This window comes from Variovorax sp. JS1663, from assembly GCF_002157355.1.
In the GTDB taxonomy this organism is placed as follows: domain Bacteria; phylum Pseudomonadota; class Gammaproteobacteria; order Burkholderiales; family Burkholderiaceae_C; genus Variovorax.
In genome coordinates, this window is record NZ_LYMK01000062.1 from 19,791 (window position 1) to 32,194 (window position 12,404).

A 12,404-nucleotide genomic window follows, 5' to 3' on the forward strand; every position below is an offset into this window, starting at 1 on the left:
ATCAGCCCTCGTTGGCGCCGGTGGCGACGCCGATGTCCATGAAGCGGTTGTCCTGCAGGTCGGGCAGCACGACCTTGATGTCGTAGTAGGTCTTCGGCCAGCCCTTGCGGTGCTCGACGATTCGCATGCCGGCCGTGATGCCGGCGCGGCGCCGCACCCTGAAACTGGCCGTCGCCCGGCTCACCTCGGTCCCGGCCGTGGCGAACTCCTGATTGACGAAGCCGCTGCCGGTGATGGACTTCTCGTGCGCCCAGAGACTGCAGACCTTCACCCATACCTGCAACGTCTGCCCGAAGGCATCTTTCTCCGTCGTCTTGCGCTCAATCGTGATGCGCCGATTGAGCTTCTGGGCGTTGACGTAGCCGCTCATGCCGAGAACGTGTGCACGCGGTTCTGCGTGATGATGGCGTCACGCGCGCGCTCGAGGTCCTCGCGCTCGTTCCGGTCGAAGCGATCCGAGAGGATCTGCACGTGAAGCAGGATCGCGTCCTTGAGCGCCGCCGGCACGTTGGCAGCCGCCGCCTCTTGGGTCATCGGAGAGGCCGCCTCGGCCGCGTACCCCACGCGGTATGTCACCCGCACCGCGTCGTCGCGCTCGTAGAACATCGGGAAGATGTAGCCGGTGCCGGTGTAGAGCCGCGGCACCAGGTCGTCGCTCACGTAGTAGTTGGCGGGGTCAACCGTCTGCAGCGTGTTGGCCCCATCGTAGTACTGGAGCGAGACGATCTCGATGAAGGGTGGCCGCAGCAGCTCGATGTAGTTACGGCAGTCGCGGAACCGGCCGCCCGGCTGGGAGCCCCAGGCGCTGCCGGAAAGGCGAATGGTCTGCTCGACCAGCGCACGGCACGTGCCCTTTTCCACGTACTCGCGCGCCGTCACGATGTTGCGCTCGATGAGGCCCTGCAGCGGATAGACCTCCTCCGGCGGAGAGCCCTCGAGCTCCGGGTCCCAGCGCAGATGCTGGTATGCCTCGGCGACGGTCACCGGCTCAAACAGCGGCGGCGTGACGACTGTGATGTTCATTGTCCAGCGCCTCGTAGAGGTCCAGCCGCGGGAAGCACGTGATCGCGCTTGCCGGCGTGCAGTTGATGATCTCGGGCCCGATGTCCTTCAGCGCGGCGAAGCGATCCGCCCACCGGGTGTAGGAGTGGTCGTCCGTGTTGCGCAGCGGCGCCGGGTGGGCGCCGTGCCAGTGCAGGCCGGCGCGGTTGCTCATGTCGAAGCCGCACAGCAGGATCCGCGAGGCCTCGCCGTGAATCGCGATGTGCACGGCCTGGTAGCCGCTGTTGCCGCCGGTGCGCACGCCCATCCGGTGCGGTTCGAACCCGTCGGTCCCCGTGTTCTGCAGTTGGAGCACGCCCGGCACCGCCGAGACGCTCGCCTTCAGCCCGCAGAAGTCGCTGGATTCCGGGTTGCACTCCCACCACTGCGCGTCGGCCGCGTAGAGCAGGTCAGCCCATGGCGCCAGGCGGTAGGTGTCGTTGACCACAATCGCGCGGATGCCGGCGGCGCGCACCAGGTCGGCGATCTCCTGCGACATGCTGGGCCCGCTGGCCAGCACGGCCACCGTCCTGCCGCGCCACAGCGGCGGAACGCTCCACCTCACCACTTCGCTCCGGTCAACGGGTCGAACTGCGTCAGGTCGCGGCCAGCCCGGCCTTCTGCGCCCCGCTCCCCCTTCTCGCCGCGATTACCGTCCCGCCCGTCTCGGCCACGCTTGGTGGAAAGCCTCCAAGCCTCCGAGTTCGTGCCTGGCTTGTCCTTCGTCGCCTGCAGCGCGATCCACGTGGAGCCGTCCCAGGTCGCGGCGTCGCCGGCCTCATACTGCTGGTCAGCCTGGTAGATGCCGCGGTGGATCACCACCGGCAGCTTGAAACTCTTTTCGATGACGCGGCCGCTGCTCTTGATCTTGCGCAGCGTGAAGGTGCGCAGGTCGACGCCGAGTTCGACCTCGTCGTCCGCATCCCCGTCGACGATGCACTCCCATCCATCCATGCCTTCCGTCGAGCGCATGGCGCGCCAGATGCCGCCCTTGTGGCTGGCGTAGGTGCCGCGCGCGTAGCGCCGGGACTCGTTGATGGTCGGAAGGATCTCGATGTCGAGCGCATCGCGCCCATGCTCCCCGTCCTTCGGCACCGGGATGGCGGCGACCGCCTTCGTCACCTCCTCAGCCACCATGCGCTGCACCTGCTCGACCGGCACGCTCTGACCATCGACTCCGTCCTTCGGCCGCGGCAACTCAGCGATGGCCTTGCCGACCAAGTCGGCCAGCATGGGGGCAACGTCTTCCGGCATGATGCTCTTGCCGTCTTCGGGAATTCGGACCTGCGCGAGCACCTCGGCGACGATGGCCTGCTGGTCCAGCGGCTCGGCGTCCTTGCCGTTCTGCGGCTTCGGGATGCGCTCCACCGCGGCCTTGACCTCGCGCGCGATCAGCGGCGCGACGTCGTCGACGGTGACGCTCGTCCCGTCCTTGGGCGCCGGAATCTGCGCCAGCACCTGCTGCACGATGACCGCTTCGTCGACTGGCGGCGCGTCCTTGCCGTCCAAGCCATCCTTCGGTGCCGGCAGCGCGCTGACCGCCTTGGCCACCTCCGATGCGATCAGTGGTGCTAAGTCCTCGGGCGTGACGCTCTTGCCATCCACCGGCGCGGGCAGCTTGGCGATCTCGGCACGCACCATCTCTGCAATGACCTCCGGGTCGGCATCCTTTCCATTGGCAGGCGCAGGGATCTTTGCGACGGCGGCCTTCACGAGGTTGTCGACCATGGGCGCCACATCCTCCACCGTGACGCTGGTGCCGTCCTTTGGAGCCGGGATCAGGGCCACTGCCTCATCGACAAGGGCTTTGATCTGGATCGGGTCGGCGTCCTTGCCGTCGACGCCATCCTTGCCATCCTTGGGCGCTGGCAACTGGTCGATGCGCGCACTGAGTTCGCTCAGTTGCTTCGACACAGCGACCAACTGCTGGCCGACGTACTCCCGGACAACCTGCACGATCTCGTCGCCGAGTTTCTTGAGGTCGATCTTCATGCGGTGTCCTTGGTATCGGGCATCGTGTCCATGCCTCTTGCCGGGCCTAGAGCCCCTTGAAAACGTCCATCGCCACAGCGCTGTCGGAGCCACCGCCACTGATCGTGAAGGAGGGGTTCAGCGCCGCGGCGGACAGGAGAACGCGACTCGCCGCGCAGCCGGTCCAGTAGAGCGAGTTGTTACCTTCCTCCGTCTGGACTGTGAAGCCTGTCGATTCGGACCACGTCCCAGAAAAGGCAGTGCCTGTCATCGCGATCGAGATGCTCTTCGCGGTGGAGGGTGTGATGCCCGATGCCAACGTCCACGGCGGGTTCGAATCATCGGTCTGCCCGCTAGCGTCGAGCGGGGACGCCGTCGCGACGTTGGCCAACTCGAGCACATGCACCGTCGCGTCGGAGTTCGAGCCCCATGTCGCAGTGACCGTGTGGCCGGCACCACCGGCAATGTTCGCGCAGTAGTAACGCCGCACCTGTGCGCCGGATGCACTCGTTTGCGTGGTTCCAATCTGCGTGTACGTGTTGCCCTTGTTGTCCGTAACCGTGACCTCGCCCTGCCCCGAGGCGTCTGAAATGCCAACCCAGATCGTGCTGCCGGATGTCGAGGTGAAACTCGACGTCGTGCACGTGGTGGCACCGGACGTGTTCGCCTTCCGCGCGTTCGCGACCGACGGATCCCCGCCGCCGCCTCCGCCAGCGATCTTCTGGGCGAGCATCACGGCCTGGACTGGCATCAGGTCAGACCTGTCCCGTTGATCTGCCAGCGCGTCGAAGTCATCTTGATCGCGGTCGCGATTCCGTTCGCCGCGAGCGTTCTTGAACCCGTCGTGCCAGCGCCAGCGAGGACCAGGGTATCGGTCGTGATCGCGATAGTGATCGTGCCGCCGCTGGTGTCGTTCACGAAGGTGACCGTCGTGCCGATCGGGAATGCGACTGACGAGTTCGCAGGGATAGTCCACGTGCGACCGGTGGTGTCCGCACTGGGGTGATAGATGTGCTTGTTGGCGTCGCTGAGAACGAGCGTGTACGCGCTGCTCTGAGAGTTCTGCGGGATGCCGATCGCGCCGTAGAGCGTATCGAAGTAGGTTTTGAGCGTCGCCTTGATGTTGGCCCACGTCAGCTTCTTGAGGACGTTGCTTGCAGCGCTATCGACGAGCGGGACCAGATCGGCGTCTACCGGCGTGGCCTTGTCGGTTGCCGCGTTCGTCCCGGGCGCGATGACCGTGATGTTGGCCGTACCGTCGAAGCTCTGGCCGTCGATGTTCCTGGCCGTCTGCAGCGCCGTCGCGGTGCCCGCATTACCGGTAATCGTGGTCTGGTCGCCGGTGTTCGAGCCGCTCAGCGTCAGCCCGCTGTCCTTGATCAGCTTGCCGGTCGTCCCGTCGAAGAAGGCGACCCGGTTGTTCACTGCGGAGGCCGGGCCGATCACCGCGCCGTCGAGGTTGGCCTGGCTGACGCTCCAGCTCGAGCCGACGGTCGCCTGGTTTCCGGACGCCGTGCTGTCGGCTAGGCACAGGATGGTGTCGCCGATCTCGACGTTGATGCCCGAGGCGCCGCCGATCTTGCCGGCCACGCTGATACGGTACAGCCAGCCGGCGTCCGCGGCCGGGTAGTTCGGGTTCGTCGAAGCGTCGATGACGCCCTTGAACACCATCACGTCGGCCGCCGCGATCAGCTGGTCGGCGTACGTCTTGACCGCCTTTTGGGTCGGGATGACCGAATCGCTGTTGCCGGCCAGCGTCCCGTCCGTGTCGATGTTGAGTGCGGCCGCCGTGCCGAGCGGCGGCTTGCCGGTCAGGTCGGCGTAGGCACCGGTGTTGGCGACGGTGGCCAGCTCAAGCGTGGTGCGCTGCGCGGCGGCATCTGCGTCATCCAGCAGCGCGCGGCCCGCCGAAGTGAAGTCGGCCAGCGCCGCAGTGCCCGACCCGGTGAAGTACGGCAGTTTGTTCGCTGCCGAGGTCAGGCCGGCCAGAGCGGTCAGGTCGGCGTCCAGCGGCTGCTTCTCGCTGTCGAGCTCCTCGAGGGCCGCCTGCACGTCCGTCGCGGCGATGTTGCCGGCCGGCGTGACCTCGATGTCGCCGGCGGCCAGTACCACATCGCCCGTCTGCCCGTTGACCGAATCCACCGCCCCGCCGCCTCCGCCGCCTGCGGCGTTGAGGGTGGTGCCCGTGATCGAAAGGTTGGTGCCGAGCTGCAAGTGGGCGTATTCGCCGGCGCTTTCATCCCAGAACAGCAGGCGATCGGCGCCCGGGTCGATCAGCGCGGCAAGGTCCTGGATGGGGGCCGGGATGTCTGGGATCGCGCCCCAGCTGTTGACGCCAGGGTCACCCGGATCACCCTGCGGACCCGGGTCGCCCTGCTCTCCCTGAATCCCCTGTTCGCCTTGCGGCCCCTGCTCTGAGAACTCCTGCCACGTGGCCGGCGAGTCGTCGGTGAGCAGCCACTGCGACATGTCATCCGTCTGCAGGGCGAACTTGTACAGGTCGCTCGATGACGGCGTCAACGCCAGGCGGGCCGCCTCATTGGCGACGACCCACTGGTGCGCGCCGTGGCGCTTTCCGGCAGGGATGACAGCGTGTTGGATCGTCACAGGGTCACCGTTTCATCGTCGACGAGCACCTCGTCGTCATCGACCATCACCACCACCGGCTCGACGGTGCCGCCGAGCCAAGTCAGCATCTGTTCCAGGGTCGCGAGGACGAACTGGTCGGCCTGCACCACCACGAAGCTGGAGGGCGTGTCGTCCGTGGCCGGGCTGAGCATCGCGGGCGTGAGCGTGGGACCTCCGGTTGTGCCGCCGCCACCGCCGCCGCGGCCGCGCTCACCTTTCGGCCCGCGAAGATCAACACGCGTGCCCCACTCGCCGTCCGGCTTCTCGAACTGCAACTCGGTGCCGACCCAGCGGTGATCTGGCATCGGCCCCTGCTCGCCACGCGGGCCTCGTTCGCCTTTCTCGCCCTGCTCACCCCTTGGGCCGCGCTCGCCGCGCGGGCCTTGATCGCCGGCTGGGCCTTCGCCACCAGGTATGCCGTCCTTGCCGTTGAGCCCCGGAGCGCCGTCTTTTCCATCGAGGCCAGACGGTCCCTGCTCGCCGCGGGGGCCGCGCTCGCCCGGGGCGCCATCCTTCCCGTCCTTACCATCGTTTCCATCGCGGCCGTCGATGCCCGGGTAGCCGCGAGGCCCGCGCTCAGGCAAGTTCCAGCCCCTTGCGGATGTGCGCGATCATTTCGCGCGCCTGGTCCACGTCGACGACCTCCTCGTCCGAATCGTCGCTAGGTGCTGGTGCCGGAGCGGGAGCAGGCTGCTGCTTGCCGAAGGGGTCCTCGCTGGCGTCCCGCTTGGCCAGGGCCTGCAGCGAGAAGTTCTGCTGCTGAGACAGCACTGCAGCACCGCCAGGAGTCGGCGCCAGGTTGAGTTTCCGGCGCGCCTCGTTGGCGGACATGACCCCCTTGACCGCCTTCTCCAGGAAGTCGATCTGCGCGGTGCTGTCCATGCGCAGCAAACCGTCGAGGTCAAGGCGCGTGCCGTAGCCGTTGGGCAATTCCATTCCTTCGTCAAGGCAGAGCTCGATCGACTCGATGAGCACCTGAAGGCAACCGGTGTAGTACTGCTGCTCGAGCGCCTCGACGTTGTTGCTGGTCGGCACCGGGCCGCTGTTGATCTTGTAGAGCGGCACGCCGAAGGCGCGCGCAACGTCCTCGACCGTCCAGTTGAGCTGCTGGATCAGCTGCGCCTGCTCGGCCGGGATCGTGATCGGGATGTACTTCAGGTCGTTGCCGGCTACGGCCAGACGGCCGAGGTTGCCGCCCCCGAAGTTCTGCTCCCATTCCTGCTTCAGGCGGGCGGCCGTGACATCGTCGATCAGGCCAGGCGCGGACAGGATGCCGCTCGGCCGGCTCATGTTGTCGAAGAAGGTCGCGCTGTTGGTCTGGATCCGGTTGCCCTGGGTGGCGCTGCGCGCGCATGCGTACAGGGGCGGCACGCCGCACAGCGGATGCCAGAGGGCCGGGCAGCGGTCGTGGATCACCTCGCTCGCCGGCAGCGTGACGCCTTGCGGCAGGCCGGCCAGGTAGTCGCTGGAGATCTGGTAGTAGACGCCGCCGTCGGGCGTCACCAGCGGCTTCACCCGGCGCGAGTCCAGCACGTAGAGCGCGCGCACGATGCCGCGACTGGGCTCGCGCTCCTTCAGGATGTACGCGTTCCCGTGGATCAGTTTCATGCAGAGCCAGTCCGTCAGGAACTGGATGCGGTTCTGGTACCGGTTGGGCTTCTTGAGCGCCTTCCAGTAGGGCGACTCGCCAACCTCCGACCAGATGCCGTTCTCGTCGATCGAGGTCAGCATGATCCGGAGCTTCGAGATGTCGTTGGCGATGCGCGAGACGCACGCGTACACCGCGCTGAAGGCGAGGATCGACTCCTTGTTGTCGATCTCAAGGTTGCGCTGCCAGGCACCGGCGAACGGCTCCATGATGCGGCCTACGAGATCGCGCAGGGTGATCGGCGACACCGCCGCCTTCTCTGCGCGCCTCGGGAGGCGCAACTCCAAGCCGAACACCTTCATTGCCATGGCGGCTTACTCGCTGGTGGTGGAGTTCGCAGGGCGACGTCCGCCACGGCGCGCGGGCGCCAAGGGCGCCACGGGCGCGAGCTCGGCTTTCGACTCAGCGACCGGCTCACCAGCAGGAGCAGCGTCAGCGGGCTGCTGTTCAGAGGCCTCGGTCGGGACCGGGCCTTCAGGAGTCTCGATGGGCTTGTCGGCAACGGGCGCGGGCGCTTCCGCAGGCGCAGGGGCGGGTGCCGCTGGGGCCGGCGCAGGCGGCTCAACTTTTGCGGCGGGCTGCGCCTCGGGCGCGAACGACGCGCGCCCCTTGCGCTGCAGGTACTCGGCGTCGATCTCCGTCGCGACGAAGGTATTTCCCTTGCGCAGCAGGTCGGCGCCGTGCAGAAAATCCTCTGCGGCGACCATGACTCGGGTCTTGTAGAACATGTGCAGTCTCCGGGGATGCAGAAAGGCCCCGGCGGCCGGAGCCACCGGGGTCCGTCACCAACCTGGATCAGTAGTTGGTGTTCTCGATCAGCGCGATGCCGAGGTTGTTCGGCCGCATGGCTGCCCAGTTGATGTACTGCTCGGCGCGGATGCCGACCAGGTTGTTCTGCCAGAGGCTCACCAGCGACTGCGCGCCGGCGGACGGTGCGTCGTTCATCTGCACCGAGGCTTCGGTCGACATGTCGATCGCGATGCCGCCGTCGTCGGCCATCATCACCTCCGACTGCGTCACCAGCGCGATCTGCAGTTCAGCCGGCGAGCCCGAGGTCACCATGGCGTTCGACACGATAACGGGGATGCCGTACCATGTGCCGCCGCGCATGTTCAGATCCGGGAATGCCAGCTCGTCCTGCGAGGTGCGCTTCATCGACAGGCGCAGCGCCACGGTCGCGGGCATCACCCACACCGCAGTCGACGGGTCCACGTCGTTGGTCGCGAACATCGCCATCGCGTTGCGCACGTCCGCGTCGATCGCCGCCAGCGTGGAGCCGGAAGACTGGATGCGGGTGGCGCCGTTGGTGATCGAGGCCGGCGACACGTTCGCGACACCGCTGTAAGACGGGTCCATGAACCGCTTGTCGAGGTAGGTTGCGATGCCCTTGACCATGTCCTCGCGGGCACGGCGCTCGGCGTCGATGGTGCTGTAGCGAACCGCTTCGTCCGACATCACCACAATGACCGCGGCCTTCGTCGGGCCGAGGGTGATGTTGTCGTAGGTCTGCTTCTGCACCGGCTTCGGCGCGCCTTCACCCACGAAGGTGCCAGATACGCCGGTCAGCTGCCGCGCCACGCGCGAGTAGATCGAGACGCGACGCAGTTCCGTCATGCGGCCCAGGATCATGCGCGGGCGCAGGAGTTCGACGAACTCCGACTGGATGTCCGCGTACTGGGTGACGGCCGTGTCGGTCGAGTTCACGCTCGTGACCGCGGCCTTGGTGATCGCCGCCTCGGCCAGACGACCGGTGCCGCCCATGTGGATCGCGGCCTTGAGCATGAAGCCCACCTCCGGCGTGTCCTTGTAGCGGTGCTGGGCGATCTGCTCGGCCATCATCACGTTGCCCTTCGCTTCGGCCATTGCCAGCGAGAAGCGGACGAAGCGCGAGCCCTTTTCGAGGTTCGACTTCACAGTGATCGGACCGCCGCCGCGCACGTCGACACCGCGATTGCCATCGCCGGCCGATGGGTTGTCGACCGTCGCCACGGCGGTGGCCTTCGAGACCATCGACGCTTCGTGCGCCTTCAGTTCCTTGATCGTATCGGCGATCGAATCGATGTCGGCGGTGAAGTTGGCCAGTTGCTCCTTCTCGTGCTCGTCGAAGGTGCGGCCTTCCTCGATGGTGACCTGCTTGACGAGGGCGTCCTTCTGGTCGACGAGGTTCTGATGCTTTGCCTGGAACTCGGCCAAGCGTTCTGCGATGGTGGTCATCTGACTTCCTTTCGGGGTTTCGGGTTTGAGATTTCCCGAGGCGCCGGGAAGGGTTTTGGCCGTGAGGCCCTTGTCGAGTCGGACGACAGGCCGCGCGCCAGACGCGGCGCGACGGATGGCCTGATCGGCCGACTTGATTGCGTTGATGGAGCAGTCGCTGTTCGCCGGAATCGTCACGGCGGACAGCTCGAGCCACTCCCATTTGGTGAAGCGCTGGCTCCACGTGCCATCGATCTGCGTGTGCTCGATGGCGTTGAATCCGATGGACAGGCCGCGCACCAGCTTGGCCTTGATGGACTGCCAGGCCGTGGCCAGGCGCGTCTTCAGCTCGCCCTCTTCAGGCACGTCGGCGACCTCACCGGAGATCTCGATGCCCTTGTCCGTCACCTTGGCAGCCGTCACCCAGCCGATCGGCTGCCGGCTGTCGTGCTGCCACAGCAGCGGGATCGGCAGCTTGAACACCGCGCCCTTCGGCTCGACGATGTCGCCCATACGATCCGTGCTCGGCGTGGTTGCGATGCCCGTGAAGGTCCGCTTCTCGCCTGGGCCGTCCGCGGCCTTGATATCGATCGTTGCGTAGGCACGGTTCATGTGCTGGCTCCAATGCAAAGAGCCCGCACGCGGCGGGCTCGGTTGGGGTTCGGTGGGATCAGGCGAAGAAGAGCTGGAACTTCTTCTTCATCGAGGCGGGGTCCATGGACATCAAGGAAACGGCGTTGAACAGCGCCATCAGCGGGTCGATCTTGGCCTTTCCGCTGGCGGCCTTGGTGATGAGGTCGGCGTTGCCGTGGGTCTCGGTCTTGGCGTTTCCGACGCAGAAGTTCATGAGGGCGGTGCCGCCGTGCTTCAGGTCGCCGCCGGCCAACTTCCGCTCCGCCGTCTTGATCGCGCCGTTGAGCCGCCAGCCCTGGGAAATGCCGATGATTCGTTCCAGCGCGATGCCGCGCTCGGGAATGGTGAGCTCCGACACCAGGTCTCCAATGCCTGCCGTGTCCACGCCGATCGCAGCCTTCTCGGCCAGCAGGCCGGCTTCATCGATCCTGCAGATCAGGTCGGCGACCTCGATCACATCCTGGCCAGGCACGTCGACGATGGTCAACTCCCCAGCCTTCTCCAGATCCAGCAGCCGCGGCGCAATCTCTTTCCGCCGCTCGAGCACGATGCGGTGGGCCCAAGCCTTCGTGTACGCCAACCAGCGCCGAGTACCCGTCTCACGACCCAGCGCGGCGAAGCCGAACAGGTCATCCAGGCCGCCGCCGTCGGCGCCGCACACGATCACCTCGCACCGCTCTATCAGCGCTTCGACCGAAGGCACCAGCTCCGGTGCCGCGTTCTGCTCCCAGTAGTCGGCTCCCACCCAGCGATCCGAGTGCAGGCCCACTCCGATCTCGACGTTCAGGTGCTGGGATGCCCAGGTGCGCAGCGCCGCTTCGCCGTTTGCATCCTCGTCGTCGCAGGCCTTCACCAGCGAGCTCAGCGCGATCGAGCGGCCCATGTTCGGGGTCACCATCGACCAGTTCGCAGGGTTGCGCCACGGCTTGGCCGGGTCTTTCTGCATTTCCGTGGGGAATTCGTACAGCACCGGCAGCATGTCGCCCAGCCGCTTGCCGTCCCGAATGTCCCGGGCTTTGGTCAGGTCCTCCTTGAACACCCCGGCCGGCGCCTCGTCGCTCTGCGTGGTGATGATGGCCAGGAAAGCCTCGGGAAACGGCATCATGCCGCCGCGCAGCTGGACCATGGCCTTCTTGGCCTTGTGCATCTTCCCGAGGATGTGCTCCTCGTCGATCAGCGCCCCGACGACCTTCTTGCCGGTCACGATGTCGGGGTCGAACGTCATGATCTCCAGCTTCGCACCGGTGTCGCGGTGGATGATCGTCTTCTTGTGGTCCCGAACGTGCAACTTCTTCGCCAGGACGTTGTCCAGGGCAATCGCACCTTCCGCCGCGGCAAACGCGTCGTCAGCGGTCTTCTGCACTGGGCCGGTCAGCAGGAACGGGGCGCGCGGGCGCTGGTTCATCAGCAGCGCCGTCAGCATCAGCAGCGCGCCGCCAGTCGTCTTGTTGTTCTTCTTCGGGACCAACAGGAAGAGCTCTCTTATCAGCCGGGCCTTCGTGACCGGGTCCAGCGATGCGAACAGGACCCACACGATGCGCCGGAACCACTCGCCGCCAGCTTCGGCCATGGTCGGGGTGCCCGGCACATCAAACAGCCGCAGCTTGTTGAAGATCCCGACTGCCCGGTCCCCTTCAGGCGCATTGGGCAGCACCAGGTCCGGCACCAGGCTGCGGCCGGATTTCAGCCGCTCGACCCAGTCCAGGCATGAAAGATTGAGCCCTTCCACTTACTGCAGCCGCTGCGGCGACTTCAACAGGTCCTCCCAATCCGTGCCCACCTGGGCGACCATGCCGTCGGCTTGGGCCTGATCTTTCTTGCCGAGCGCCGCCTCTGGCTTCGCCTCGGCGACGGGCTTTCTGGATCGATCGGCCTTCGGCACCACAGCCTCCAGATCCGGCGAGGTGTAAGCCAGGTAGGCTCGGCATGCCGTGACATTGCCCTTGAGTGCAGCCTTCTCCAGCGCCAGTAGCACGGCACTCCTGTGGCCGTGTGCGCCGGTCGTCAACTCCTCCTTGAAGTGTTTCAGGAGGGTCGTGCGCGATATGGCGAGGGCGCAGGCAATTGCCTCGTGGGACATCCCACCTCCGGCATTGCCCGCAACCAGTTTCCGGAGGGCAGGCGTCGGCTTGAACGCCGGTCGACCTCGACCTCGTTTTGGTGTTGACATGATCCGAATTTCTGTACAGATAATGGGGGCGGAGGCTGAGATTTCGGCCCCGGCGGAAAAAACCCGTCGGTGCGAGAACAGCCGGTCTAGGCCCCAGGCCCCCTGGCAGATTGACCCACC

At 66.3% G+C, this 12,404-nt stretch carries 12 protein-coding genes; all 12 read right to left on the reverse strand.

The annotated features are described in order from the left end of the window. Position 1: 1 nt before the first annotated feature. Positions 2 to 370: a phage head closure protein gene (locus tag A8M77_RS31465; protein WP_086925407.1), complete on the reverse strand. Its 369-nt coding sequence runs from the start codon at positions 368 to 370 to the stop codon at positions 2 to 4. Then, positions 367 to 1,023, reverse strand: coding sequence for a head-tail connector protein (locus A8M77_RS31470; RefSeq protein ID WP_086925408.1), 657 nt, complete (start codon positions 1,021 to 1,023; stop codon positions 367 to 369). The genes A8M77_RS31465 and A8M77_RS31470 overlap by 4 nt, the downstream gene beginning before the upstream one ends. Then, on the reverse strand, positions 989 to 1,606 hold the full coding sequence (locus A8M77_RS31475) for a hypothetical protein (RefSeq protein WP_086925409.1): 618 nt from the start codon (positions 1,604 to 1,606) through the stop codon (positions 989 to 991). The genes A8M77_RS31470 and A8M77_RS31475 overlap by 35 nt, the downstream gene beginning before the upstream one ends. Further along, on the reverse strand, positions 1,603 to 3,033 hold the full coding sequence (locus tag A8M77_RS31480) for a hypothetical protein (protein ID WP_086925410.1): 1,431 nt from the start codon (positions 3,031 to 3,033) through the stop codon (positions 1,603 to 1,605). Before A8M77_RS31480 ends, A8M77_RS31475 begins: the two co-directional genes overlap by 4 nt. A gap of 46 nt (positions 3,034 to 3,079) precedes the next feature. Then, positions 3,080 to 3,745 carry a hypothetical protein gene (locus A8M77_RS31485; protein ID WP_143694843.1) on the reverse strand — a complete coding sequence of 222 codons (666 nt, stop codon included), beginning with the start codon at positions 3,743 to 3,745 and terminating at the stop codon, positions 3,080 to 3,082. A gap of 17 nt (positions 3,746 to 3,762) precedes the next feature. Beyond that, on the reverse strand, positions 3,763 to 5,619 hold the full coding sequence (locus A8M77_RS31490; RefSeq protein WP_086925412.1) for a collagen-like triple helix repeat-containing protein: 1,857 nt from the start codon (positions 5,617 to 5,619) through the stop codon (positions 3,763 to 3,765). After that, positions 5,616 to 5,945: a hypothetical protein gene (locus tag A8M77_RS37055; protein WP_238137044.1), complete on the reverse strand. Its 330-nt coding sequence runs from the start codon at positions 5,943 to 5,945 to the stop codon at positions 5,616 to 5,618. Before A8M77_RS37055 ends, A8M77_RS31490 begins: the two co-directional genes overlap by 4 nt. Before the next feature lie 271 nt (positions 5,946 to 6,216). Continuing rightward, complete coding sequence (locus A8M77_RS31500; RefSeq protein WP_202820676.1) at positions 6,217 to 7,536, reverse strand: phage portal protein; 1,320 nt, start codon at positions 7,534 to 7,536, stop codon at positions 6,217 to 6,219. Between the two features lie 66 nt (positions 7,537 to 7,602). Further along, complete coding sequence (locus tag A8M77_RS31505) at positions 7,603 to 8,016, reverse strand: hypothetical protein (RefSeq protein WP_086925415.1); 414 nt, start codon at positions 8,014 to 8,016, stop codon at positions 7,603 to 7,605. Positions 8,017 to 8,083: 67 nt separating this feature from the next. Further along, a complete protein-coding gene (locus A8M77_RS31510; RefSeq protein ID WP_086925416.1) occupies positions 8,084 to 10,093 on the reverse strand; it encodes a phage major capsid protein in 2,010 nt (669 codons plus the stop codon). Positions 10,094 to 10,151: 58 nt separating this feature from the next. Next, on the reverse strand, positions 10,152 to 11,768 hold the full coding sequence (locus tag A8M77_RS31515) for a terminase large subunit (protein WP_202820677.1): 1,617 nt from the start codon (positions 11,766 to 11,768) through the stop codon (positions 10,152 to 10,154). A gap of 75 nt (positions 11,769 to 11,843) precedes the next feature. Continuing rightward, positions 11,844 to 12,194, reverse strand: a complete 351-nt coding sequence (locus A8M77_RS31520; protein ID WP_086925418.1) for a hypothetical protein — start codon at positions 12,192 to 12,194, stop codon at positions 11,844 to 11,846. Positions 12,195 to 12,404 lie beyond the last annotated feature (210 nt).

Excerpts from the sequence above, each read along its gene's own strand:
- A8M77_RS37055 (WP_238137044.1), bottom strand. The coding sequence starts at position 5,945 with ATGCCAGATCACCGCTGGGTCGGCACCGAGTTGCAGTTCGAGAAGCCG.
- A8M77_RS31520 (WP_086925418.1), bottom strand. The coding sequence starts at position 12,194 with ATGTCCCACGAGGCAATTGCCTGCGCCCTCGCCATATCGCGCACGACC.
- A8M77_RS31510 (WP_086925416.1), bottom strand. The coding sequence starts at position 10,093 with ATGAACCGTGCCTACGCAACGATCGATATCAAGGCCGCGGACGGCCCA.
- A8M77_RS31505 (WP_086925415.1), bottom strand. The coding sequence starts at position 8,016 with ATGTTCTACAAGACCCGAGTCATGGTCGCCGCAGAGGATTTTCTGCAC.
- A8M77_RS31485 (WP_143694843.1), bottom strand. The coding sequence starts at position 3,745 with ATGCTCGCCCAGAAGATCGCTGGCGGAGGCGGCGGCGGGGATCCGTCG.
- A8M77_RS31470 (WP_086925408.1), bottom strand. The coding sequence starts at position 1,023 with ATGAACATCACAGTCGTCACGCCGCCGCTGTTTGAGCCGGTGACCGTC.
- A8M77_RS31465 (WP_086925407.1), bottom strand. The coding sequence starts at position 370 with ATGAGCGGCTACGTCAACGCCCAGAAGCTCAATCGGCGCATCACGATT.
- A8M77_RS31480 (WP_086925410.1), bottom strand. The coding sequence starts at position 3,033 with ATGAAGATCGACCTCAAGAAACTCGGCGACGAGATCGTGCAGGTTGTC.